Annotated in this window: 17 protein-coding genes and 1 riboswitch; of the genes, 12 read left to right on the plus strand and 5 right to left on the minus strand. The window is 74.9% G+C overall.

Annotated features, from left to right (window positions below):
* Positions 1–116 precede the first annotated feature (116 nt).
* The 3 genes from ACSUPT_RS18430 to ACSUPT_RS18440 all read left to right on the plus strand — a co-directional run bounded on the left by ACSUPT_RS18430 (position 117) and on the right by ACSUPT_RS18440 (position 3,449).
* Entirely contained in the window at positions 117–1,403 is a 1,287-nt protein-coding gene (locus tag ACSUPT_RS18430; RefSeq protein WP_436944988.1) for a PspC domain-containing protein, read from the plus strand.
* Positions 1,400–2,197, plus strand: a complete 798-nt coding sequence (locus ACSUPT_RS18435; RefSeq protein WP_436944989.1) for a LuxR C-terminal-related transcriptional regulator — start codon at positions 1,400–1,402, stop codon at positions 2,195–2,197. The genes ACSUPT_RS18430 and ACSUPT_RS18435 overlap by 4 nt, the downstream gene beginning before the upstream one ends.
* A 145-nt stretch (positions 2,198–2,342) precedes the next feature.
* The gene (locus ACSUPT_RS18440) at positions 2,343–3,449 is read left to right on the plus strand and encodes an alpha/beta hydrolase (protein ID WP_365726660.1); all 1,107 of its coding nucleotides are present in this window, start codon (positions 2,343–2,345) and stop codon (positions 3,447–3,449) included.
* 93 nt (positions 3,450–3,542) lie between these two features.
* Here ACSUPT_RS18440 and ACSUPT_RS18445 read toward each other — a convergent pair whose 3' ends face one another.
* A complete protein-coding gene (locus ACSUPT_RS18445) occupies positions 3,543–4,646 on the minus strand; it encodes an NlpC/P60 family protein (RefSeq protein ID WP_436944990.1) in 1,104 nt (367 codons plus the stop codon).
* A 257-nt stretch (positions 4,647–4,903) separates the two neighbouring features.
* Here ACSUPT_RS18445 and ACSUPT_RS18450 point away from each other — a divergent pair, with 257 nt between their 5' ends.
* A complete protein-coding gene (locus ACSUPT_RS18450) occupies positions 4,904–5,257 on the plus strand; it encodes a hypothetical protein (protein ID WP_351963384.1) in 354 nt (117 codons plus the stop codon).
* Positions 5,258–5,405: 148 nt separating this feature from the next.
* On the opposite strand, the gene ACSUPT_RS18455 is transcribed toward ACSUPT_RS18450, so the two are convergent.
* Positions 5,406–6,500 (minus strand): NlpC/P60 family protein, encoded by a 1,095-nt coding sequence (locus ACSUPT_RS18455; RefSeq protein WP_436944991.1) that lies wholly within the window; start codon positions 6,498–6,500, stop codon positions 5,406–5,408.
* Between the two features lie 8 nt (positions 6,501–6,508).
* A riboswitch (cyclic di-AMP (ydaO/yuaA leader) is annotated at positions 6,509–6,658 on the minus strand.
* A 298-nt stretch (positions 6,659–6,956) separates the two neighbouring features.
* On the opposite strand from ACSUPT_RS18455, the gene pcrA reads away from it, so the two are divergent.
* Positions 6,957–9,422: a DNA helicase PcrA gene (pcrA, locus tag ACSUPT_RS18460; RefSeq protein ID WP_351963386.1), complete on the plus strand. Its 2,466-nt coding sequence runs from the start codon at positions 6,957–6,959 to the stop codon at positions 9,420–9,422.
* Positions 9,423–9,606: 184 nt separating this feature from the next.
* On the opposite strand, the gene ACSUPT_RS18465 is transcribed toward pcrA, so the two are convergent.
* On the minus strand, positions 9,607–11,199 hold the full coding sequence (locus tag ACSUPT_RS18465; protein WP_404144283.1) for a M23 family metallopeptidase: 1,593 nt from the start codon (positions 11,197–11,199) through the stop codon (positions 9,607–9,609).
* Between the two features lie 773 nt (positions 11,200–11,972).
* Here ACSUPT_RS18465 and ACSUPT_RS18470 point away from each other — a divergent pair.
* Positions 11,973–12,386, plus strand: a complete 414-nt coding sequence (locus ACSUPT_RS18470; protein ID WP_351963388.1) for a cobalamin B12-binding domain-containing protein — start codon at positions 11,973–11,975, stop codon at positions 12,384–12,386.
* A gap of 284 nt (positions 12,387–12,670) precedes the next feature.
* Here the strand turns inward: ACSUPT_RS18470 and ACSUPT_RS18475 are convergent, their stop codons facing one another.
* The gene (locus tag ACSUPT_RS18475; RefSeq protein ID WP_436946234.1) at positions 12,671–14,266 is read right to left on the minus strand and encodes a DUF5691 domain-containing protein; all 1,596 of its coding nucleotides are present in this window, start codon (positions 14,264–14,266) and stop codon (positions 12,671–12,673) included.
* A gap of 27 nt (positions 14,267–14,293) precedes the next feature.
* Positions 14,294–15,634 carry an SWIM zinc finger family protein gene (locus tag ACSUPT_RS18480; protein WP_436944992.1) on the minus strand — a complete coding sequence of 447 codons (1,341 nt, stop codon included), beginning with the start codon at positions 15,632–15,634 and terminating at the stop codon, positions 14,294–14,296.
* 124 nt (positions 15,635–15,758) lie between these two features.
* Here ACSUPT_RS18480 and ACSUPT_RS18485 point away from each other — a divergent pair, with 124 nt between their 5' ends.
* The 6 genes from ACSUPT_RS18485 to sucD all read left to right on the plus strand — a co-directional run bounded on the left by ACSUPT_RS18485 (position 15,759) and on the right by sucD (position 23,789).
* Positions 15,759–16,181 carry an MmpS family transport accessory protein gene (locus ACSUPT_RS18485; RefSeq protein ID WP_351963390.1) on the plus strand — a complete coding sequence of 141 codons (423 nt, stop codon included), beginning with the start codon at positions 15,759–15,761 and terminating at the stop codon, positions 16,179–16,181.
* Positions 16,182–16,356: 175 nt separating this feature from the next.
* Entirely contained in the window at positions 16,357–17,505 is a 1,149-nt protein-coding gene (locus ACSUPT_RS18490) for an ATP-binding protein (RefSeq protein WP_436944994.1), read from the plus strand.
* Positions 17,502–20,003: a DUF5682 family protein gene (locus ACSUPT_RS18495; RefSeq protein ID WP_436944995.1), complete on the plus strand. Its 2,502-nt coding sequence runs from the start codon at positions 17,502–17,504 to the stop codon at positions 20,001–20,003. Before ACSUPT_RS18490 ends, ACSUPT_RS18495 begins: the two co-directional genes overlap by 4 nt.
* 32 nt (positions 20,004–20,035) lie before the next feature.
* A complete protein-coding gene (locus ACSUPT_RS18500) occupies positions 20,036–21,157 on the plus strand; it encodes a VWA domain-containing protein (RefSeq protein ID WP_361655001.1) in 1,122 nt (373 codons plus the stop codon).
* A 538-nt stretch (positions 21,158–21,695) separates the two neighbouring features.
* Entirely contained in the window at positions 21,696–22,874 is a 1,179-nt protein-coding gene (sucC, locus tag ACSUPT_RS18505) for an ADP-forming succinate--CoA ligase subunit beta (RefSeq protein ID WP_436944997.1), read from the plus strand.
* A gap of 24 nt (positions 22,875–22,898) precedes the next feature.
* The gene (sucD, locus tag ACSUPT_RS18510) at positions 22,899–23,789 is read left to right on the plus strand and encodes a succinate--CoA ligase subunit alpha (protein WP_023586943.1); all 891 of its coding nucleotides are present in this window, start codon (positions 22,899–22,901) and stop codon (positions 23,787–23,789) included.
* Positions 23,790–23,842 lie beyond the last annotated feature (53 nt).

Below are 23,842 nucleotides of genomic sequence, written 5' to 3' on the forward strand. Positions count from 1 at the left end.
CCACGGCCGGTGGCCGCCGGCCAGGGGCGGGCCTCAGGGTCGATCAGGGCATTCTCAGGGCTGGTTCAGGGATCGACCCTGATGTCCCGGTGCCCGGGGCGTGTGACGATCGGTCCATGCCCGTCACCGCTCGCATGCCCGAGACGACCGACGATCCGCCCGTGCGCAGGCTGTACCGCAGCGCCGACGGGCGGATACTCGGCGGTGTCGCGCGCGGTCTGGCCGGCCACCTGGGCCTGCCGGTCGTATGGGTGCGCCTGGCGTTCCTCGGGCTGCTGCTCGCGCACGGCCCGCTCGGCGTGCTGCTGTACGCGACGTTCTGGATCGCCGTCCCGCTCGGTGTCGGCGGGCGCTCCCATGAGCCGAGGACGCTGTTCGAGACGACCCCGGACGGGCGGCGGCGCCTGCGCAAGCCCGACCGGGGACAGGTCGTCGCACTGGTCGTGCTGCTCGTCGGCGCGGCCGTGTTCGTCGGCACCGTCGACCTCGGCGGCGAGGCCGGACGGTATGTGTGGCCCGCCCTCCTCGTCGGCGTCGGCGTCGTCCTCGTGTGGCGGCAGGCCGACAACGCCCGCCGCGCCCAGTGGGCCGACTCGGACCGCCGCAAGCGGCTGTTCCACCTGGCGCGCGGGCTGGCCGGGGTGGCGCTCGTCGGCATGGGCCTCACCGTGTTCCTGCTCGTGCGCGGCTCCGTCGCCCAGCTCGGCACGGCGCTGACGGCCGCCATGGCGGTACTGGCGGGCATGGCGCTGCTGGCGGGACCGTGGCTCATACGGATGTCGCAGGACCTGTCGGAGGAGCGGACCATGCGCATCCGGGCGCAGGAGCGCGCCGAGGTCGCCGCGCACGTCCACGACTCGGTGCTGCACACGCTGACGCTGATACAGCGCAACGCCGACGACGCCGCCGAGGTCCGCCGGCTCGCCCGCGCCCAGGAGCGCGAGTTGCGGAACTGGCTGTACCGGCCGGAGGGCACCGGCAAGGACGAGGCCGACGAGCCGGACACGCTCGCCGCCGCCGTCCGCAGGACCGCCGCCGAGGTCGAGGACGCCCACGGCGTGCCGCTGGAGGTCGTGGTCGTCGGCGACTGCCCGGTCGACGAAGGGGTGGCCGCGCTGATGCAGGCCGCGCGCGAGGCGATGGTCAACGCCGCCAAGTACGGTGGCGGGGGCGGCGCCGTGACGGTGTACGCGGAGGCCGAGGGCACCAGGGTCTTCGTCTCCGTGCGGGACCGGGGGCCGGGCTTCGACCTGGACGCGGTGCCCGAGGACCGGATGGGCGTGCGGGAGTCGGTCGTCGGCCGGATGCGGCGCAACGGCGGCACGGCGCGCGTGCGCACCGCGCCGGGCGAGGGCACGGAGGTCGAGCTGGAGATGGACAGGGTGCAGGAGGCGGACGGATGACGACGGTGGACGGACAGCCGGACGGGGACCCGGCCGGGGGCACGGGGCGGCGGCCGCGGCCGGTCGGCCCGGCGGCGGACCGCGGGCCGGCGGGTCCGGCGGCGGACCCGGTGCCGGGCGGGGAGGAGCGCGAGCGCCGGGCGCGGGTGGTGCTCGTCGACGACCACCGCATGTTCCGGGCGGGCGTGCGGGCGGAGATCGGGCGCACCGAGGAGACCGGTGTGGAGGTCGTCGGCGAGGCCGCCGACGTGGACGAGGCCGTGGCAGTCATCCGCGCGGCCCGGCCCGAGGTGGTCCTCCTCGACGTGCACCTGCCGGGCGGCGGCGGGGTGGAGGTGCTGCGCCGCTGCGCGGCCCTGGCGTCGGCGGCGGAGCGTCCGGTGCGTTTCCTCGCGCTGTCCGTGTCGGACGCGGCGGAGGACGTCATCGGCGTCATCCGGGGCGGTGCCCGGGGATATGTCACCAAGACCATCACGGGCCGGGACCTGATCGACTCGATCTTCCGGGTCCAGGAGGGCGACGCGGTGTTCTCGCCCCGGCTGGCCGGGTTCGTGCTCGACGCGTTCGCGTCCACGGACGCGCCGCCCGTGGACGAGGACCTGGACCGGCTCACCCAGCGGGAGCGGGAGGTGCTGCGGCTCATCGCGCGCGGCTACGCGTACAAGGAGATCGGGAAGCAGCTGTTCATCTCCGTGAAGACGGTGGAGACGCATGTGTCGGCGGTGCTGCGCAAGCTGCAGCTGTCGAACCGGCACGAGCTGACCCGCTGGGCCACGGCCCGCCGCCTGGTGTGACCGCGGGCCACGGCCGCCGCCAGGTGTGACCGCGGGCCGCCGGTCCGTCGCCTTTGTGGGGCAACCGGCGCAAAAGCGCGGCAACCAGCGAGGCCGCCACGCCCTCCTACTGGCCGTGATGAGCCTGACGGGTACTCCCTTTCTCGTGACGGTGATCGTGCTCGCCGTCCTGGCGGTCGTGCTGCCGCTCGCGCTGTGGGGCCGGGTGCGCGGGCCGCTTCTCGTCCGGGGCCTGGCGCGGCTGGCCATGGTGGGCTTCGCCCAGGTCACCGCGGTCCTGGTGGTCTTCGTCGCGGTGAACAACACCAACGGCCTGTTCAGCGACTGGGACGACCTCCTGGGCGGCGGGGACCATGTCGCCGCCGCCCCCGACCTGGGCCGGGACGGGCTCGGCGGGCGACGGATCGCCGATCTGCCGAAGACCGCCCAGACGTTCCGCCCCGCCGCCGCCGTCCCCGACGGGCGCGTGCGCACCACGCTCCTGAGGGGCCAGGTCTCCGGTGTCACCGCCGAGGTGTACGTGTGGCTGCCGCCGCAGTACGACGACCCGGCCTACCGGAACGTCCGGTTCCCGGTGGTGGAGCTGTTCTCCGGCTACCCGGGCACCCCGGCGTCCTGGTTCGCCGGACTGCGCGTCACCGAGCGGCTGGAGCCGCTCATGCGGAACGGGACGGTGGCGCCGTTCATCCTCGTGGCGCCCCGGACCAAGCTGCTCGGCGACGCCGACGCGGGCTGCGCCAACGTGCCGGGCGTCGTCAACGCCGAGAGCTGGGTCAGCGTCGACGTACGGAAGATGGTCACCGACCACTTCCGCGCCGTCCCCACCGCCGACGGCTGGGCGGTCGCCGGCTTCTCGGCGGGCGGCCACTGCGCGGCGAAGATCGCCCTGGCGCACCCCGACCGCTACCGGTACGCCGTCACCATGTCCGGCTACAACGACCCGGCGGCCGAACCCGACTCGATCACCGCGAAGGACCCGGCCCTGCGCCACGCCAACAACCCGCTGACGCTCCTGCGCGAGGCCCCCGCCCCGCCCCGGCTGTCGCTACTGGTCACGGGCGACGGCGACGACGGCTACCGCCAGGGCCTGGACCTGCGGGCTGCGGCCGAGCCCCCGACCCGTATCGAGGTCCGCCGCGTCACCGGCGGCCACCGCACCTCCACCTGGGCCGACCAGGTCCCCTCGGTCTTCACCTGGCTCACCGGCCGCCTGGAGGGCGCGGGCGCGACGGCGTCCTCCCTCCGCCGCTGAGCGTCCCCCGGCGAACGGGCCGCCGCTGACCGGGGCCCCGCCGCACGCACCCCGCTGAGCGCCCGTCGGCGAGCGGGCCGCGCGGGCAGGCCGTCAGGCGACGCGGGTCGCGCCCGCCCAGGGCATCTCGTCGATGGAGGCCACGCGGACCGTCGAGCCCGTGCGGGGCGCGTGGATCATCTTGCCGCCGCCGATGTACAGGCCGACATGGCTGACGCCCGGATAGAAGAACACCAGGTCGCCCGGGGCCAGTTCGGAGCGGGCGACCCGCTGCCCGGCGTTGATCTGCGAGTACGTCGTGCGGGGCAGTGACACCCCGGCCGCCCGCCACGCGGCCTGCGTCAGCCCCGAGCAGTCGTAGCCGGACGGGCCGGTCGCGCCCCAGACGTACGGCTTGCCGATCGCCCCGTACGCGTACGACACGGCCCGCGCCGCGCGCGACGTGGGCGCCTGGACGCCGCCCGGCGCCGACGCCGTACGGGTCTCCCCGCCGGCGCGGGCGGCGCGGTCCTGGTCCGAGCCGTCGGGGCGGCCGGAGGCGGCGGGGCCGGACTTGGCGCGCTCGGCGGCCTCGTACGCGGCGCGCTCGGCGGCGGTCAGGCGGGCCAGCAGCTTCTCGGCGGCGGCCAGCCGGTTCCGCACGGCCGCCTTGTGCCGCCGCAGCTCCGCCTCGTGCCCGCGCAGCTCCCGTACGTGCCCGTCCGCCTCCGACCGCAGCCGGTCGATGCCCACGAGCTGGGCCCGCAGCGCCGCCATCGTGTCGGCCTGCCGGGCGCCGATCCGCTCGGCGAGCGCCGCGCCCCGCAGATACCGCGCGGGGTCGGAGGAGAGCGCCAGCTGGAGGGCGGGGCTCAGGCCGCCCGCGCGGTACTGGGCGGCGGCGGTGGAGCCGAGGGCGTCGCGCGTGGCGTTGACGCGTTCGGTGCGCCGGGCGGCCTCGTCGCGCAGCGCGTCGAGCCTGGCCCGCGCCGTGTCCGCCTTCTCCTTGGCGCCGTTGTACTTCTCGGTGGCGGCCTCGGCCTCCCGGTGCAGCCGGTCGACCTGGGCCTTGACCTGGGCGGCGGTGAGGCGCGGGTCGGCGTGCGCCGGGCCCTCGAAGGCGGTGGCGGTCGCCGCCCCGGCCAGGGCCAGGGTGGCGGCCGTGCGCCCGGCCTGTCCGCCGAACGCGCGCTGCCTGGGCTTCCGATGCGCTGCCACGGGGGTGGTCACTTCCCTTCGGTGCTGTACTGCGGCGCGTCCGGCGAGGGCCGGGCCGCTGGGGGAGGACGCTAGGGGCGCGGCCGGGGGAGAGGTGACGGGGTGACCGGAATTGGCGGTAGCTGGCGGTTCCGGGACGCCTTGCGATCGCACTCCGACGATCGGAACCATGCATTCCGTATCGCGTGTGATCGTTGTGGCGAAAGAGGTGGCCCTGGCTGACGGGCGGTGGTATGGCCGGGACTAGGCTCCGGCCCATGAACGTCCTCATCAACGTCTTCGTCGCCCTGCACGTCATCGGCATCGCCGCCCTCCTCGGCGGCTTCCTGACCCAGATGAAGGCGATCGGACCGGGCACGGCCCGCATGGTTCCGGCCATGCTGCACGGCGCCCTGACCATGCTCGTCACCGGCATGGTCCTGGTCGGCCTCAACCAGGCCGAGGGCGCCGCCGTCGACAACGTCAAGATCGGCGTGAAGCTGGCGCTGCTGGTGGTGATCCTCGGCCTGGTCTACGTGAAGCGGGACGACGAGCGCGCGGGCAAGGGCCCGTTCCTCGCCGTGGGCGCCCTGACGACGGCGAACATCTTCATCGCCACCCTCTGGACCTGACCGCCCCGGCGGACCGGAGCATCCGGCCCCGCAGCCGGTCGGCAGCAGGGCCCCGGTCCGGCGCCCAGGCCCCGGCCCCGCAGCCGGTCCGGTCCCGCGCCAGGCAGACGGCCCCGGCCCTGTGCGAGGCCGGGGCCGCACCCGGCCGTCAGGCGGGACGGACGGCGGACCGGAAGGGCAGGGAGGCGACCGGCTCCTCGCGGACGGCGGCGCCGGGCTCCGGAGCGTGGATCACGCGCCCGTCGCCGAGGTGGATCCCGACGTGGCGCAGCCCGTCGCCGAAGAACAGCAGGTCACCGGGGAGCAGCTCGTCCGCGTCGACCCGCCGGCCCGCCTCCGCCTGGTCCGGCGCGGTGCGCGGCAGCTCCACACCCGCCGCCTTCCACGCCGCCTGCGTCAGCCCCGAGCAGTCGTACGAGGACGGGCCCGCCGCCCCGCGGACGTACGGTTTGCCGAGCTGCGCGCGGGCGAACGCCAGCACCTTCTCGGCCTTGGCGGCATAGGAGCCGCCGCCCGTACCCGCCGCGCCGCCGCAGAGCCGCGTCGCGCCCTCCGCACCCTCCGGTGCGGGAGCGCTCGCGTCCGGACCGGCCACCGCCCCGGACGCGCCCCCCGGCAGGGCCTCCGTGCCGGAACCCGCACCCGTGCGCTCCCACGCCGGCCCCGGCGGCAACTGCTCCCGGTCGCCGGCCGTCACCCGGTGCAGCACGGCCCGCGCCTCCGCGAGCTTCGCGCGCGTGGTCCGCTTCGCCGCCCGGAGCGACGCCTGCGCGTCGGCCGGCTGCCGCTCCGGCGCCGCCTCCGCCCGCCCGGCCGGGTACTCGCCCGCCCGCCCCCGCGGCTCCGCGGGCAGGTCCAGCGGCCGGGCCCGGTCCCCGGCCGCCGTCGAAGCGTCCGGGAGCGGCAGCGACGCCCTCGGGCCGAGCGCCCCCGGACGGGTGCGCGGCGCCCCGGCCGGCGCCGCGTCGACCGCGCGCGGCTGCGCGCCCGCGGCGTCCCCGGGCCGGTGGTTCCTGCCGGCCGCCGTACCGGCCTGCCGGTACAGGTCGTCGACCTTCCGCTGGACCTCCTCGACGCTCGGTTTGCCGGCCGGAGCCGTACCGGCCGCCGGAGCGGCGGCCGCGCTCTGCGCCGACAGCAGGGTCACGGACGCCACGGCGGCCGTGGTGAAACCGACAGCGGGGGACTGGGCACCGATGATGCGTGCGGTGCTCCGGCTGCGCGGCTTGCGATGCGATGCCAAGGCTCGGCATCTCCTTCCATGGACCGCCTACCGGGTTAGCTGACGGGTTCGGGCGCGAACGGAAGGTGCCCTACGGCCCCGCCGCGGCAGCGGCGTGAGCCGATTCACCCCGGTGGTACTGGGTGGGTCCCCGGCTCCGGAGGGTGCGCGCGCCTGCCGTGGGCGGGCAGGCGGCGGCGCGCCGGATTCGGCGGGGGCGGCCCGGTCGGCGCGGGTCGCCGAAACGGGGGACGGGCCGCTCGTGCGAGCACGCTAGCCAACCCGCGGCGGGGCTGTGAAGGACGTCGCGCGATATGCCCGATACGTTTCCGTGTCCTGGCCGTAACCGGCGTCCTCACCCGTACGCGGCCGCTGCCGGCACCCGTGCGCCCGCGCACCGTCGCTTCCGCGTCGCTGAGCGTGAGGGTCCGCGTTCCGGCCCGGCCTGTCAGTGGGGCCGCCTAGACTCGGTAGGCGATGAGCAGCCTCTTTGACGACAGCTTCCTGGCGGATCTCCGCAACCACCCCGCGGAGGAGCCCCCGCCGCCCGAGGACTCCGAGGTCCCCCCGGCCGCGGAGGAGGTCCCGTACGACCTCTTCGAGGGGAAGTTCGACGTGCCCCCGGCCCGCGACCCGTACTACCGGGACGGCTCGCCCCGCCCCGTCGTGAGCCCGGAGGCCCTGCTCGACGGGTTGAACGAGCAGCAGCGCGCCGCCGTCGTCCACCACGGCACGCCGCTGCTGATCGTCGCCGGCGCGGGCTCCGGCAAGACGCGGGTGCTCACCCACCGCATCGCCCATCTCCTCGCCACGCGCCATGTGCACCCCGGCCAGATACTGGCGATCACGTTCACCAACAAGGCCGCGGGCGAGATGAAGGAGCGCGTCGAGCAGCTCGTCGGCCCGCGGGCGAACGCCATGTGGGTCATGACGTTCCACAGCGCGTGCGTGCGCATCCTGCGCCGCGAGTCGAAGAAGCTCGGCTTCACCTCGTCGTTCTCGATCTACGACGCCGCCGACTCCAAGCGCCTGATGGCCCTGGTCTGCCGCGATCTGGACCTCGACCCGAAGCGGTATCCGCCGAAGTCGTTCAGCGCCAAGGTCTCCAACCTCAAGAACGAGCTCATCGACGAGGAGACCTTCGCCGACCAGGCGGCCGACGGCTTCGAGAAGACCCTCGCCGAGGCGTACCGGATGTACCAGGCGCGGCTGCGCGAGGCCAACGCCCTGGACTTCGACGACATCATCATGACGACGGTCCACCTGCTCCAGGCGTTCCCCGACGTCGCCGAGCACTACCGCCGCCGCTTCCGCCACGTCCTCGTCGACGAGTACCAGGACACCAACCACGCGCAGTACACGCTGGTGCGCGAGCTGGTCGGCCAGCCGGGCGGCGACGACGACCCGGTCCCCGCCGAGCTGTGCGTCGTCGGCGACGCCGACCAGTCGATCTACGCCTTCCGCGGCGCGACGATCCGCAACATCCTCCAGTTCGAGGAGGACTACCCGGACGCGACGACGATCCTGCTGGAGCAGAACTACCGCTCCACGCAGACGATCCTCTCCGCGGCGAACGCCGTGATCGAGCGCAATGAGAGCCGCCGCCCCAAGAACCTGTGGACCAACGCCGGCGAGGGCGCCCGCATCACCGGCTATGTCGCGGACACCGAGCACGACGAGGCGCAGTTCGTCGCCGAGGAGATCGACCGGCTCACCGACGCGGGCGAGGCGAAGGCCGGCGACGTCGCCGTCTTCTACCGGACCAACGCCCAGTCACGTGTCTTCGAAGAGGTCTTCATCCGCGTCGGCCTGCCCTACAAGGTCGTCGGCGGCGTCCGCTTCTACGAGCGCAAGGAGGTCCGCGACATCCTCGCGTACCTGCGCGTCCTGGCGAACCCGGAGGACGCCGTCCCGCTGCGCCGCATCCTCAATGTGCCCAAGCGCGGCATCGGCGAGCGGGCCGAGGCCATGATCGAGGCGCTCGCGCTGCGCGAGAAGATCACCTTCCCGCAGGCCCTGAAGCGGGTGGACGAGGCGTACGGCATGGCGGCCCGCTCGGCGAACGCCGTGAAGCGGTTCAACACGCTGATGGAGGAGCTGCGCACGATCGTCGAGTCCGGCGCGGGCCCCGCCGTCGTCCTGGAGGCCGTCCTGGAGCGCACCGGCTACCTCGCGGAGCTCCAGGCGTCGACGGACCCGCAGGACGAGACCCGCGTGGAGAACCTCCAGGAGCTCGCCGCCGTCGCCCTGGAGTTCGAGCAGGAGCGCGGCGAGGGCGAGGGGACGGGCACGCTCGCGGAGTTCCTGGAGCAGGTCGCGCTCGTCGCGGACTCGGACCAGATCCCCGACGGCGACGAGGAGGGCGACGGCGTCATCACGCTGATGACCCTGCACACGGCCAAGGGCCTGGAGTTCCCCGTCGTGTTCCTGACCGGCATGGAGGACGGCGTCTTCCCGCACATGCGGGCCCTCGGCCAGACCAAGGAGCTGGAGGAGGAGCGCCGCCTCGCCTATGTGGGCATCACCCGCGCGCGGGAGCGGCTCTATCTGACGCGGTCCGCGATGCGCAGCGCGTGGGGCCAGCCGTCGTACAACCCGCCGTCGCGGTTCCTGGAGGAGATTCCGCCGCAGTACCTGGAGTGGAAGCGCACCGGCAGGACGGCCGCCGCCTCGTCCGGCCCGTCGGGCCCCGCGTCGGGTGTCGCCGCGTCCCTGTCGGCGTCGCGCGCCCGCTCGGGCCCGTCCGGTTTCGCCACGCGGCGGGCGGGCGACAAGCCGGTGGTCTCCCTGGCGGTCGGCGACCGGGTCACGCACGACCAGTTCGGGCTGGGCACGGTGATGGAGGTGACGGGTTCGGGCGACCGGGCCCAGGCCACCATCGACTTCGGCGACGCCAAGCCGAAGCGGCTGGTGCTGCGGTTCGCGCCGGTCGAGAAGCTGTAGCCGTACGGGCGGAGGCGGGGCGGCCTGGCCGGGCACCGGCCGGCCGCCGCCTCGCCCGACGCGTGGTGCCGTCGCGGGATGCCCGTCGCGCGCGGCACGGGGGCGGGTGTCCGGCCACCTGACGTGGGGTGCCCGCGCGGGCCTGGGGTGGCGCGCGGTGAGGGGACCGGCGCGGTGAGGCGGGTCAGCCCGTCGGGTCGAGTCCGTGGCTGCGGAGCCAGGCCTCGGGGTCGATCGCGGCGCCGCCGCCCGGCCGGACCTCGAAGTGCAGGTGCGGGCCGGTGGAGTTGCCGGAGTTGCCCGAGTACGCGATGACCTCGCCGGCCTTGACGGAACCGGAGCGGATCTTGGCCGTGCTCAGATGGCAGTACCAGGTCTCGGTGCCGTCCTTGGCGGTGACGATCACCATGTTGCCGTACGCGCTGTTCCACTGCGTCCGCACGGTGCCGTCCGTCGCCGCCATCACGGGCGTGCCGTACTGGACGGGGAAGTCGATGCCCGTGTGCAGGGACATCCAGTTGACGCCGGCCTGTCCGTAGCCGGCGCTCAGCTGGCGCAGCGCCACGGGGAGCGCGAACTTGGGGCGCATGGCCTCGCGGCGCTTCGCCTCCTCCTCGCGCTTCTTGCGCTCGGCCTCCTGGCGGGCCTTGAGGTCGATGCGCTCCTGCGTGCGGCTGGCGCGGTCGCTGAAGTCGAGGGCCTCGGCGTCGAGCGCGGCGAGCTGCGTGTCGAGGGCGCTGTTGGCGACGGCCGGTTTCACGGAGGCCGCGTCGGCGGCGGTGACCGCCGTGCCGTCGTCCTTCTGCTCGGTGCCGGTGAGCCCGCTGACGGACGCGGCGGCGATCCCGGCGACGCCCATGACGCACGCCGACGGCACGGCGACGGTCAGCAGCGCGGAGCGCCTGGCGGGGGTGCGCCGCCTGCCCCGGCCGCCGGCGCGGCGCCCCGGACGGGCGGCGGCAGCGGCGGCACCGACGGCGACGGTCTCGTCCAGCGCCTCCAGCGTCTCGGTGGACGGGCCGTCCTCGTCCGCGAGGTCGTCGGCGTCGGAGCCGTCGTAGCGGGCGAAGGCCTCGAAGTCCTGGAAGTCGTCGTAGCCCTCGGCGTCCGTGAACGCGTCGAAGTCCGCCTGGCCGTCGGCACTCGGCTCGCCGTCGCCGGGCTCGTCGGCCGGGGCGGCGTGGTGGCCGGCGTCGTGCGTGTCCGCCTCCGACCGGGGGCCGTCGTCGGCGGCGGAGTAGTCGTACTGCTCGGGGACGAACGCCGCGGTCCCGCCCTGCTCGCCGTCCTCGGACGCGTAGTTCCACGCGGTGGCGTCGTAGGCGCCGGTCTCGTAGGAGGCGGTGTCGTAGCCCGCGTCGAAGGCCGCCGTGTCGTACGTCCCGGTGCCGTAGGCGTCGCCGCCCTGGGCGTCGGGGTCGAGCCCGTACCACTGGCCGGTCGTCTCGTACGTGGGAGCCGTCGCGGCGTACTGCTGCTCGTCCTGCGGCTGGGTCCAGGCGGACGCGTCCCACTGGCCGGTCTGGTCGGTGTACGCGGTGTACGGGGCGGTGGCCGACGTATCGGGCCACTGCGCGGCGTCGTACTGGCCGCCGAGCCCGCTGTCGTAGGAGGCGTAGAGGGGGTCGGCCGACTGGTAGGCGCCCGTGTCGTAGGACCCGGTGTCGTACGCGGCCTGGTAGCCGCCGTTGCCGTAGCCGTTCTCACTGGTCGTGAAGCTGCCCGTGGCGTACACGTCGTCTCCGACATAGCCGGCGTGGGGGTGCTGGTCGTTCACCAACTTCTCTCTCGCCTCGGCAGCAGGACCAGTTCCGGGCCGGCCGCGAGGGGGACCCGGAGGGGAAGCAGTGGGCGCGACTGTACCCGGCGGTATGCGCAACCGACAATCTTCGGCGGGGTTTACGGGCGGCGGAACGGGGCATTCGGTCGCCTTTCGGCGGAGCGCACACCGAGCCTTGGCCGTACGTTCGAAATTCGTTCGACCTGTGGTGGCGACTTCACGCCGGGGACACGCGGTGGGCAACCCGGCCTCGCGGGCCCCTTCCCGTTGACCGGCGCGACGTGGCCGGGCCGTGGGCCGGATCCGTTGGGCCCGCGCGTCTTGGCCGTGGCCGGACCCGTTGACCCCGGGGGACTTGGACGCGGGGGCCGGTCGAGGGTGGGGCGGCCGGCGGAGGGCCGGTGCGGGTGCGGGTGCGGCGGGGGTGTGCTGCCGGGGGGTGCTGCCGGGCCGGGGGTGAGCGGCATACGGAGCGGCGGCTCCTCCCCGTATGCCCTCAGGCGGCGCCGCGAACGAGGGTGGGGATGCGCCGCACCTCCGTGCCGCGCGGCTGACGGCGCGGGGGTGCGGCGACCTCGTCGCGGCTTCGGAACGTGTCCGCCCCGGCCGGCCGACGGCCCGTGCGGCGCGGGGGTGACACCTGGAGAACATGTCCCACGTGTGATTTCCCCCTCGGTCTTGACCGTGAAACGGCTGGTTGCGGGATGCTGGCGATAACGTTCGTTCACCTCCCCGGCATACAGGTACGGGGGACGCATGTGGAGGCAGTGATGGGTGTGACCGGTCCGATCCGCGTGGTGGTGGCCAAGCCGGGTCTCGACGGCCACGATCGCGGCGCGAAGGTGATCGCGCGGGCGCTGCGTGACGCCGGTATGGAGGTCATCTACACCGGCCTGCACCAGACGCCGGAGCAGATCGTGGACACCGCGATCCAGGAGGACGCCGACGCGATCGGTCTGTCGATCCTGTCCGGCGCGCACAACACGCTGTTCGCGCGTGTCCTGGAGCTGCTGAAGGAGCGCGACGCGGAGGACATCAAGGTCTTCGGCGGCGGCATCATCCCGGAGGACGACATCCCGCCGCTCAAGGAGAAGGGCGTGGCGGCGATCTTCACGCCCGGCGCCACGACGGCGTCCATCGTGGACTGGGTGAACGCCAACGTCCGCCAGCCGAGCGACGCCTGAGCCACGAGCGACGCCTGAGCCCTGAGCCCTGAGCCCGAGTGGGGCTGGGCCGAGGCGAGGACTGAGCCCGACAGGGGGCGCCCGGATGTGGGCGCCCCCTGTCTTGTGCCCCGCGCCCCCGAGGCCCCCTACCCCCGAGGCCCCCCTGCCCCCTGCGGGCTTCCCCCCCCCCCGCGGGTCCCCCCCCCGGAGGCCTGCCCCCGCACCCACCGGTCAAGGCCCGCCCCTCGTCGCCCCCGCCCCCGAGGGTCGCCCTTCCACGTGGGGCCGCCCCGAGGCGGCGGTCAGGTGGACGGCGGGGCCAGTTCCGCGTGCATGGCGGCGCGCAGGCGCAGCGTGGCGACCAGGCGCTGGAACGCCTCAGCCCAGTACCCGCCCGCCCCCGGCGCCGCGTCCTCCCCCTCCTCGTACGCCGCCGTCAGCACCTCCAGACGGTCAGCCTCGGCCGGGTCGAGACACCGCTCCGCCAGCCCCATCACGCCGCTGAAGCTCCACGGATAGCTGCCGGCCTCCCGCGCGATGTCCAGGGCGTCGACCACGGCCCGCCCCAACGCGCCCGACCACGGCACCGTGCACACCCCGAGCAGCTGGAACGCCTCCGACAGCCCGTGCGCCGCGATGAACGCCGCGACCCACTCCGCCCGCTCCCCGTCCGGCAGCGTGGCCAGCAGCGCCGCCGCCGACGACGAGCCGGGGCCGTCCGCGGGCGGCGCCGACGCGGGGCCGAGCAGCGCCCGCGACCACGCCGCGTCCCGCTGCCGCACCGCCGCCCTGCACCACGCGGCGTGCAGTTCGCCCTGCCAGTCGTCGGCCACCGGCAGGGCGACGACCTCCTCGGGCGTCCGCCCGCCGAACCGCTCACGCCACAGGCCGAGCGGCGCCGCCTCCACCAGCTGGCCCAGCCACCAGGACCGCTTGCCGCGGCCGGACGGCGGCTGCGGCAGGACGCCGTCGCGCTGCATCTCCGCGTCGCACTCGTGCGGCGCCTCCACCGTGATCGTCGCCCCCCGCCCGGTGTGGTCCAGGCCCACGCACGACGCCGCCCGCGCCGCCATCCGCGCGGCGAACGCCGAGCCGGGCAGCGCCGACAGCAGCTCCGCCGCCGTGGACCGCACATTGCGGCTGCGGTCCGACAGGGCCCGCTCCAGGAACTCCTCGTCCGCGGCGGACAGTCCCGTACGCAGCGAGTCCAGGAACATCAGCCGGTCCTCGGCCCGCTCCGACGCCCAGGTCGACGCCAGCAGGCCGAGCGCCGCCGCCGGGTCGTGCGCCCGCACGGCCTCCAGCAGCGCGACCCGCTCCGCGAACAGGCCCTCCTCCCACAGCCGCCTCACCCCTTCGGCGTCGTCGGGCGCCGGCAGCGCCGTCCCGCCGGACGCGCCGCGCAGGGCGAACCTCCACTCCGGGTTGAACGCCGCCAGCCACAGGGCGCGCGGCCCGCCGAACGCCAGGGCCTGCGGCCGCAGATCCGTACGGGCCCGCGCCGCGTCGAGCAGGGCGGGAAGCGCCGCGGCGGGCGCCCGGTAGCCGTACGCGTTGGCGGCGGCCAGCCACTGCGGCAGCAGCTCCGTCAGGTCCGGAGCCGAGCCCCGGCGGCCGCCGGAGCCCGCCGACGGGCGGTCGGCGAGCAGCTGCGTGAGGCGCCGCGCCGCCGCGTCGGGCAGCGGCGCCCGGCCGTCGTCCGGCGCGGGCCGCGGCAGGGGCGCCGCGGCGGCCGGTACGAGCCCGGCCCGCCGCCGCACGGTCTCCACGGCCGCCGCGTCCAGCAGCGCGGCCGGCGCGTCCACAGCGCCCCCGCCCTCGGGCGTCCGGGCGGGCAGGGGGCGGCGGTCCGTGCCCAGGAGGGCCGAGGTGACGAGGTCTTCCCAGGCCCAGGTCATCGTGGTCATGTCGTCTCCTCCAAGCCGTCAGGTGAGCGGGACCGTGCCCGGCGCGTCCGGGGACCAGGCGGCCAGCGGACTGAAGCCCCGGTGCCCGCACTCGCCGAAGACCGTCACCGGTGCCCCGCCCGACACCGCCGCCAGCCGCCACAGCCCCGGCCTGGGCGTCGCCGAGCCGGTCACCGGCAGCGCCGCGCCGCCGTCCGCGTCCGCCAGCTGCCAGCCCTCCGCCGCCGGTACGGGCACCACGTCCCGCAGCGTCACCGGCCAGGAGTCCAGCCACGGGTCGTCGCGCAGCGCCAGCCCGTACGCCTCCAGGGCCTCGCCGACGCTGCCGCCCGGCGGCGGCCCGTCCCCCGGCACGGGCGCGGCGAACCGCTCGACCAGCTCGGCCCGCAACTGCCTCGCCCCCGGGTGCCGTACGAGCTCGGCGTCGATGACCACGCCCACGGCCAAGGCCAGTTCCGGTGCCCGTCCGGCGGCCCCGAACGACAGCAGCAGCGCCGTACGCCCCGACTCCCGCCCGTGCAGCCAGACGCGGCGGGTCGTCAGCTTGCCGTCGGACGTGTCGTACTGGGCGAGGACGAGCCAGCGGTCCCGCACCGCCGGGCCCCGCTCGGGCACGGGCAGCCCGACCCGGCCGCGCACCGTCGCGGCCAGCGGACCGGGCAGCCGGTCCACGCCCAGCCACGCCCGGTCCAGCAGATGCGTCAGCGCGCTCTCCTCCAGCAGCCGCACCGGCCAGCCGGGCCCCGAGCCGGGTATCGCCCCCAGCTCCCGCACCCGTCCCGCGAGGCCCGGCGCCTGCGCGTCGACCATGCGGCGCGCGGTCTCCTCCCACAGGCCGTAGCCGGCGTGCTCCGCGGCGGCCATCCCGCCCCGCACCAGGTCCGCGAGGCGCTGCTCCAGCTCCTCCGCGCCCGCCGTGACCCGCGCCGCCCTGGCCTCCGCCCGGCGCCGCGCGGCCTCCTCGTCGGCCGGCCCGCCCGCGTCCTTCCGCTTCCGCGCCGCATCGGCGCGGGCGCCCCGGCCCTCCAGCCACTTCTCCGCCCAGTCCGGGACATCCGCCCCCGCCGGCACGGCGGCCGCGTCCGCCGCCCAGAGCAGCAGCAGCCCCAGCGCGTGCTTGCACGGGAACTTCCGGCTCGGGCAACTGCACTGGTACGCCGGGCCCGCGATGTCCACGACCGTCTGATACGGCTTGCTGCCGCTGCCCTTGCACAGTCCCCACACCGCGCCCGTGCCGCTGCAGCCCGTCGCGGACCACGGCCCGGCCGTGCCCAGCCTGCTTCCCGCCTTGCGCGAGGCGGCGTCAGGAGCCAGAGCCAGCACCTGTTCCGCCGTCCAGCGCACCCCCTGCTCAGTCATGCCTCCGACCGTAGGACCCGCCACTGACAATCGGCCGGGCCCGCGGTGGAGGGCCCCGCCCTGGGACGCGTCGGCCGGCACTCGTACGGTTGTCCCACCATCACTCGAATCACCGGGGGAGCACATGAACCGCACGAGCCGGTCCGTCGTCGCCGTCCTGACCGCCGCGGGCCTCGCCTTCGGCCTGGGCGCGTGCTCGCAGGCCGCCGACGAGGCCGCCAAGCAGGTCGACAGCGCCGTCAACGAGACGTACGAGGTGACGTACGAGGTCACCGGCGCCCAGGTCGACTCGATCACCTACAACGGCGGCGGCGGCGACGCGATGAACCCGAAGCTGGAGACCGTCGAGAAGCCCACCCTGCCGTGGAGCAAGACGGTGACGCTGAAGGGCGTCGAGGCGCCGCTCGTCACGCCGGTGGCCCTCCAGGCCGGGGCCCAGGCCACCTGCAAGATCACCCACGAGGGCAAGGTCCTGAAGGAGGCGTCCGGCAAGGGCGCGAGCGCGACCCTGAGCTGCGTCGCGATCTCCCCGGTCGCCACGAAGTGACCCGGCGCGGCGCCCGGTGAACCACCGGGCGCCCGTGGGCCGACGGCGCGTCACGGCGCCGTCGGACCGGGCCCGTTGGCCGTCCGGCCTGCGGAAACGGTCGATTGTCAGTGGCGTGGTGCACGGTTGTTCCCAGACCCGGTCGAACGATTCGAACGATCTGGAGGGGGACCCCATGACCGCGCCCGCAACCACCGAGAAGGACCGCGCCGAAGCCGGTGCGGGCACCGGCGCAGGGCCGGCCGCCCAGGCCCTGCGGCCACACGCCGAGGACGCCTTCGCCCACGAGCTGAAGGCGCTGGCCGCGGCCGACGACCGGCCGCGGCCCGAGCGCTGGCGGCTCTCGCCGTGGGCCGTGGCCACCTATCTGCTCGGCGGCACGCTCCCCGACGGCACGGTGATCACACCGAAGTACGTCGGCCCGCGCCGCATCGTCGAGGTCGCCGTCACCACCCTCGCCACCGACCGCGCCCTGCTCCTCCTCGGCGTCCCCGGCACGGCCAAGACCTGGGTGTCCGAGCACCTCGCGGCGGCCGTCAGCGGCGACTCCACCCTCCTCGTCCAGGGCACGGCCGGCACCCCCGAGGAGGCCATCCGGTACGGGTGGAACTACGCGCGCCTCCTCGCCCACGGGCCCAGCCGCGACGCGCTGGTGCCGAGCCCCGTCATGCGCGCCATGGCCGAGGGCATGACCGCCCGCGTCGAGGAGCTCACCCGCATCCCCGCCGACGTGCAGGACACGCTCATCACCATCCTGTCCGAGAAGACCCTGCCCATCCCGGAGCTGGGCCAGGAGGTCCAGGCCGTCCGCGGGTTCAACCTGATCGCCACCGCCAACGACCGCGACCGCGGCGTCAACGACCTGTCCAGCGCCCTGCGCCGCCGCTTCAACACGGTCGTGCTGCCCCTGCCCGAGACGCCGGAGGCGGAGGTCGACATCGTCTCCCGCCGCGTCGAGCAGATCGGCCGCTCCCTCGACCTGCCGGGCGCGCCCGACGGCATCGACGAGATCCGCCGCGTGGTCACCGTCTTCCGCGAGCTGCGCGACGGCGTCACCACCGACGGCCGCACCAAGCTCAAGACCCCGTCCGGGACCCTCTCCACCGCCGAGGCCATCTCCGTCGTCACCAACGGGCTCGCTCTCGCCGCCCACTTCGGTGACGGCGTGCTCCGCCCGGCCGACGTGGCCGCCGGCATCCTCGGCGCCGTCGTCCGCGACCCGGGCGCCGACCGGGTCGTCTGGCAGGAGTACCTGGAGACCGTCGTCCGCGAGCGGGACGGCTGGAAGGACTTCTACCGCGCCTGCCGGGAGGTGTCGGCGTGACCGGTCCGCTGCTGCTCGGGGTGCGCCACCACGGGCCCGGCTCCGCCCGTGCCGTGCGCGCCGCCCTCGACGCGGCCCGCCCCCGGGCCGTGCTGATCGAGGGCCCGCCCGAGGCGGACGCGCTGCTGCCGCTCGCCGCCGACGAGCGGATGAGCCCGCCGGTCGCCCTGCTGGCGCACGCCGTGGACGACCCCGCCCGGGCCGCGTTCTGGCCGTTCGCCGTCTTCTCGCCCGAGTGGGTCGCCCTCCGCTGGGCGCTCGACCACGGGGCCGCCGTCCGCTTCTGCGACCTGCCCGCCGCGCACTCCTTCGCCATGATGGGCGACCCCACGTGGAGCGACGAGGAGGAGGACGACACCGACGGCGACGACTCCGGCGAGCCGTCGGCCGCAGCCCACAGCCGGGGCCTGCGCCTGGACCCCCTGGCGGTACTGGCCGAGACCGCCGGGTACGACGACCCCGAGCGCTGGTGGGAGGACGTCGTCGAGCACCGCGCGGCCGGCACGGGCGACCCGCTCGCCCCGTTCGCCGCCGTCGCGGAGGCCATGGCGGCGCTCCGGGAGGCGTACGGGCACGGCGGCCACGCCCGCGACCCCGTCCGCGAGGCGTACATGCGGCTCCAGCTGCGCGCCGCCCGCAAGGAGCACGGCGACGCCGTCGCCGTCGTCTGCGGCGCCTGGCACGTCCCGGCCCTCGCCGGGAAGCACACCGCCACCGCCGACCGGGCCCTCCTCAAGGGCCTGCCCAAGGTCAGGACGGAGACGACCTGGGTGCCCTGGACCCACCGCAGGCTCGCCCACCGCTCCGGATACGGCGCCGGGATCGCGTCGCCCGGGTGGTACGGGCACCTGTTCGCCGCCCCGGACCGGCCGGTCGAGAGGTGGCTGACGAAGGTCGCGGGGCTCCTCCGCGACGAGGACCACCCCGTGTCGTCCGCCCATGTCATCGAGGCCGTACGGCTCGCCGGGACGCTCGCCGCCATGCGCGGCCGCCCGCTGGCCGGCCTCACGGAGACGACCGACGCCGTACGGGCCGTGATGTGCGACGGCTCCGACGTGCCGCTCGCCCTCATCCGGGACCGGCTCGTCGTCGGCGACGTCCTGGGCGAGGTCCCCGACGGGGCGCCCGCCGTACCGCTCCAGCGCGACCTGAACCGCCTCCAGCGCACCCTGCGCCTCAAGCCCGAGGCCGCCGAGCGGGAGCTCGACCTGGACCTGCGCAAGGACACCGACGCCGCCCGCAGCCGCCTCCTGCACCGGCTGCGCCTCCTCGGCGTCGAGTGGGGCACGCCCGAGCGGGCCCGCGGCACGGGCACGTTCCGGGAGAGCTGGCGGCTGCGGTGGGAGCCCGAGCTGCACGTGCGGGTCGCGGAGGCCGGCGTCTGGGGCACCACGGTCCTGTCCGCGGCCACCGCCAGGGCCGAGTCGGAGGCCGTCGCCGCCACGGCCCTCACCGAGATCACCGCCCTCGCCGAGCGGTGCCTCCTCGCCGACCTGCCCGACGCGCTGCCGCTCGTCATGAAGGCCCTCGCCGACCGGGCCGCGCTCGACACCGACGTGAGCCGCCTGGCCCGCGCCCTGCCCGCCCTCGCCCGCGCCCTGCGCTACGGGGACGTGCGCGGCACGGACACGGCCGCCCTCGCGGAGGTCGCCGCCGGGCTGGCCCTGCGCATCTGCGTCGGCCTCCCGGCCGCCTGCGCCGGTCTCGACGCGGACGGCGCCGCCGAGATGCGCGGCCACGTCGACACCGTGCACACGGCGATACGGCTCCTCCCGCCCCGGACCGCGACCACGACCGGGCAGACGGCTGCCGCCGACCACGCGACGGCAGCCGGGCACGCGACGGCGGCCGACCACGCGACGGCGGCCGGGCACGCGACAACGGACACGGACGCCGCCCCGGCCACCACGGCCACCGGCGCGGCGGGCGTCGGCACCGACGAGATCACCGCCCGCTGGACGGCCGTCCTGGAGCGGCTCGCCCGCCGGGACACGATCCCCGGCGTGCTGCGCGGCCGCGCCGCCCGCCTCCTCCTGGACGACGGGCGGCTGCCCGAGGACGAGGCGGCCCGGCTGATGGGCCTCGCCCTGTCACCCGGCACACCGCCCGCCGACGCCGCCGCCTGGATCGAGGGGTTCGTCGGGGCGGGCGGCCCCGGCGGGGACGGCTCCGGCGGCATGCTCCTCGTCCACGACGAGCGGCTCCTCGCCCTGGTCGACGCGTGGCTCACCGCCGTGCCCGACGAGGCGTTCACGGACGTGCTGCCGCTGCTGCGCCGCACCTTCTCCGCGTACGAGCCGGGGGTGCGGCGCACGCTCGGCGAACTCGTCCGGCGCGGCCCCGCACAGGGCGGCGGCGCCGTGCTCACCGAGGCGGGCGCGCCCGGCTTCGGCCCCGGCCTCGACGAGGCCCGCGCCGACGGGGTGCTGCCCGTGCTGGAACTGCTGCTGGGCCACCGGCAGACCGACGACGACACACTGGTGGGGGTGGGGCGGTGACCGGGGACGAGGAGCGGCTGCGGCGCTGGCGCATGGTGCTCGGCGGGGGAGCGGCGGACGGTACGGGCTGCGCGCTCACCGGCACCGACGCCGCCATGGACGACGCGCTCGGCGCGCTGTACGGGGCGGCCGGCGGCGACGCCGACCGGCGGGGGCGGCGCGACCGCTCGGCGGGGCTCGGCGGTTCGGCGCCGTCCGTGGCGCGCTGGCTCGGCGACATCCGCACGTACTTCCCCAGCTCCGTCGTGCAGGTGATGCAGCGCGACGCCATCGACCGGCTCGGCCTGTCCGCGCTGCTGATGGAGCCGGAGATGCTGGAGGCCGTCGAGGCGGACGTCCACCTGGTCGGCACGCTGCTCTCCCTCAACAAGGCCATGCCCGAGACCACCAAGGAGACCGCGCGGGCCGTCGTCCGCAAGGTCGTGGAGGACCTGGAGAAGCGCCTCGCCACCCGCACCCGCGCCACCCTCACCGGCGCGCTGGACCGCAGCGCCCGCGTCAGCCGGCCCCGCCACCGGGACATCGACTGGGACCGCACGATCCGCGCCAACCTGAAGAACTACCTCCCCGAGTACGGCACCGTCGTCCCCGAGCGGCTGATCGGCTACGGGCGCGCCTCGCAGGCGGTGAAGAAGGAGGTCGTGCTCTGCATCGACCAGTCCGGTTCGATGGCGGCGTCCGTCGTGTACGCGTCGGTGTTCGGGGCGGTGCTGGCGTCGATGCGGTCCATCGCGACGCGGCTCGTCGTCTTCGACACCGCCGTCGTGGACCTGACCGACCAGCTCGACGACCCGGTCGACGTGCTGTTCGGCACCCAGCTCGGCGGCGGCACGGACATCAACCGGGCGCTCGCCTACTGCCAGTCGCAGATCACCCGGCCCGCCGACACGGTGGTGGTGCTGATCAGCGACCTGTACGAGGGCGGCATCCGCGACGGGATGCTGAAGCGGGTGGCGGCGATGAAGGCGGCCGGGGTGCAGTTCGTGGCGCTGCTCGCGCTGTCCGACGAGGGCGCGCCCGCCTACGACCGGGAGCACGCGGCCGCGCTGGCCGCGCTCGGCGCCCCGGCGTTCGCCTGCACCCCGGACCTGTTCCCCGAGGTGATGGCGGCGGCCCTGGAGAAGCGCCCGATACCGGTGCCGGACCTGGTCTGACGGGCACGCCCGGCGGACTCCACGGGTCCCGGCACCGGTCCAGCCGGGCGGTCCCGGCCCCGGTCCAGCCGGGCGGTCCCGGCCCCGGTCCAGCCGGGCGGCCCCGGCACGTCCGGCGCGCCCGGCAGCACCGGACCCCGCGCCGGGGAACGGGCAGCCGCGTGTGACCCCCGTCGCGCGAGGCCGGCCGCGGCGGGCGCCCGTGCGGGCCCCGCCGGGGCGGCGCGCCGTACCGCCCGCCGGGCGAACTGCGCCTGGTCTGCGACGAAATCCGCAGGCACGGGCGGTCTCACAGGCGGTGGGGGCGGCCCCCGGGAGGTCGCCGTCTGTGACAGGTATCACCGTTCGGGTGTGATCTGCGATTTAGGGTGGCACCCGCTCCGGGGATAACCTGCGAGACGGACATGCCGCGTCCACGGACACCGTGTACGCCTCCCTTGTGACAGAGCAGTCACGTTGCCCTCCGCCCGCATGACGGGCGCGCGGCACGCCCACGCATGACAACGAACCGCGATCACCAGAAAAGGGACGGACGCGCGTGGACCTGTTCGAGTACCAGGCGAGGGACCTCTTCGCCAAGCACGGTGTACCGGTGCTGGCCGGTGAAGTCATCGACACGCCTGAGGCGGCGCGCGAGGCGACGGAGCGGCTGGGCGGCAAGTCGGTCGTCAAGGCGCAGGTCAAGGTCGGCGGCCGCGGCAAGGCCGGTGGCGTCAAGCTGGCCTCGGACCCGCAGGACGCGGTCGAGAAGGCCCAGCAGATCCTCGGCATGGACATCAAGGGCCACACGGTCCACAAGGTCATGATCGCCGAGACGGCGCCGGAGATCGTCGAGGAGTACTACGTCTCGTACCTCCTCGACCGTGCGAACCGCACCTTCCTGGCCATGGCGTCCGTCGAGGGCGGCATGGACATCGAGGAGGTCGCGGCCACCAAGCCCGAGGCCCTCGCGAAGGTCCCGGTCGACGCCAACGAGGGCGTGACGATCGAGAAGGCCCGCGAGATCGTCGCCCAGGCGAAGTTCCCGGCCGAGGTCGCCGAGAAGGTCGCCGAGGTCCTCGTGACCCTGTGGAAGACCTTCGTCGCCGAGGACGCCCTCCTCGTCGAGGTCAACCCGCTCGCCAAGGTCGCCTCCGGTGACATCCTCGCCCTCGACGGCAAGGTCTCCCTGGACGCCAACGCCGACTTCCGCCAGCCCGGGCACGAGGCGCTGGAGGACAAGGCCGCCGCCAACCCGCTCGAGGCCGCCGCCAAGGCGAAGGGCCTCAACTACGTCAAGCTCGACGGCGAGGTCGGCATCATCGGCAACGGCGCGGGCCTGGTCATGTCCACCCTGGACGTCGTCGCGTACGCCGGTGAGGCGCACGGCGGCGTCAAGCCGGCCAACTTCCTGGACATCGGCGGCGGCGCCTCCGCCGAGGTCATGGCGAACGGCCTGGAGATCATCCTCGGCGACCCGGACGTCAAGTCCGTGTTCGTCAACGTCTTCGGCGGCATCACCGCCTGCGACGAGGTCGCCAACGGCATCGTCCAGGCCCTGGAGCTCCTCAAGTCCAAGGGCGAGGAAGTCACCAAGCCGCTGGTCGTGCGCCTCGACGGCAACAACGCGGAGCTGGGTCGCAAGATCCTGTCGGACGCCAACCACCCGCTGGTGCAGCGCGTGGACACCATGGACGGCGCGGCCGACAAGGCCGCCGAGCTCGCGGCTGCGAAGTAAAAGGGACGAGGTCACAGACACACCATGGCTATCTTCCTCACCAAGGACAGCAAGGTCATCGTCCAGGGCATGACCGGCGCCACGGGCATGAAGCACACCAAGCTCATGCTCGGTGACGGCACCAACATCGTCGGTGGCGTGAACCCCCGCAAGGCCGGCACGACCGTCGACTTCGACGGCACCGAGGTCCCGGTCTTCGGCTCGGTCGCCGAGGCGATGGAGAAGACGGGCGCCGACGTCTCCGTCCTCTTCGTCCCGCCGGCCTTCGCCAAGGCCGCCGTCGTCGAGGCCATCGACGCGGAGATCCCCCTCGCGGTCGTCATCACCGAGGGCATCGCCGTCCACGACTCCGCCGCCTTCTGGGCGTACGCGAAGTCGAAGGGCAACAAGACCCGCATCATCGGCCCCAACTGCCCCGGCCTGATCACGCCGGGCCAGTCCAACGCGGGCATCATCCCCGGCGACATCACCAAGCCGGGCAAGATCGGTCTCGTGTCGAAGTCCGGCACGCTGACCTACCAGATGATGTACGAGCTGCGCGACATCGGCTTCTCGTCCTGCGTCGGCATCGGTGGCGACCCGGTCATCGGCACCACCCACATCGACGCCCTGGCGGCCTTCGAGGCCGACCCGGAGACCGAGCTGATCGTCATGATCGGTGAGATCGGCGGCGACGCGGAGGAGCGCGCGGCCGACTTCATCAAGGCGAACGTGACGAAGCCGGTCGTCGGCTACGTCGCCGGCTTCACCGCGCCGGAGGGCAAGACCATGGGCCACGCCGGCGCCATCGTGTCCGGCTCGTCCGGTACGGCGCAGGCGAAGAAGGAGGCCCTCGAGGCCGCCGGCGTCAAGGTCGGCAAGACGCCGACTGAGACGGCGAAGCTCGCCCGCGAGATCCTGAACGCCCAGGCGTAACGGTCCCTGAAGCAGCCCGCCCCCGGCCCGAGCCGGGAGGCGGGCTTCTTCAT

Source organism: Streptomyces sp. SudanB25_2051, from assembly GCF_964272635.1.
Classification (GTDB): domain Bacteria; phylum Actinomycetota; class Actinomycetes; order Streptomycetales; family Streptomycetaceae; genus Streptomyces.

Coding starts and splice junctions, on each gene's coding strand:
- ACSUPT_RS18430 (WP_436944988.1), top strand. CDS start 117: ATGCCCGTCACCGCTCGCATGCCCGAGACGACCGACGATCCGCCCGTG.
- ACSUPT_RS18435 (WP_436944989.1), top strand. CDS start 1,400: ATGACGACGGTGGACGGACAGCCGGACGGGGACCCGGCCGGGGGCACG.
- ACSUPT_RS18450 (WP_351963384.1), top strand. CDS start 4,904: ATGAACGTCCTCATCAACGTCTTCGTCGCCCTGCACGTCATCGGCATC.
- pcrA (WP_351963386.1), top strand. CDS start 6,957: ATGAGCAGCCTCTTTGACGACAGCTTCCTGGCGGATCTCCGCAACCAC.
- ACSUPT_RS18470 (WP_351963388.1), top strand. CDS start 11,973: ATGGGTGTGACCGGTCCGATCCGCGTGGTGGTGGCCAAGCCGGGTCTC.
- ACSUPT_RS18475 (WP_436946234.1), bottom strand. CDS start 14,266: ATGACCTGGGCCTGGGAAGACCTCGTCACCTCGGCCCTCCTGGGCACG.
- ACSUPT_RS18480 (WP_436944992.1), bottom strand. CDS start 15,634: ATGACTGAGCAGGGGGTGCGCTGGACGGCGGAACAGGTGCTGGCTCTG.
- ACSUPT_RS18485 (WP_351963390.1), top strand. CDS start 15,759: ATGAACCGCACGAGCCGGTCCGTCGTCGCCGTCCTGACCGCCGCGGGC.
- ACSUPT_RS18490 (WP_436944994.1), top strand. CDS start 16,357: ATGACCGCGCCCGCAACCACCGAGAAGGACCGCGCCGAAGCCGGTGCG.
- ACSUPT_RS18500 (WP_361655001.1), top strand. CDS start 20,036: ATGGTGCTCGGCGGGGGAGCGGCGGACGGTACGGGCTGCGCGCTCACC.
- sucD (WP_023586943.1), top strand. CDS start 22,899: ATGGCTATCTTCCTCACCAAGGACAGCAAGGTCATCGTCCAGGGCATG.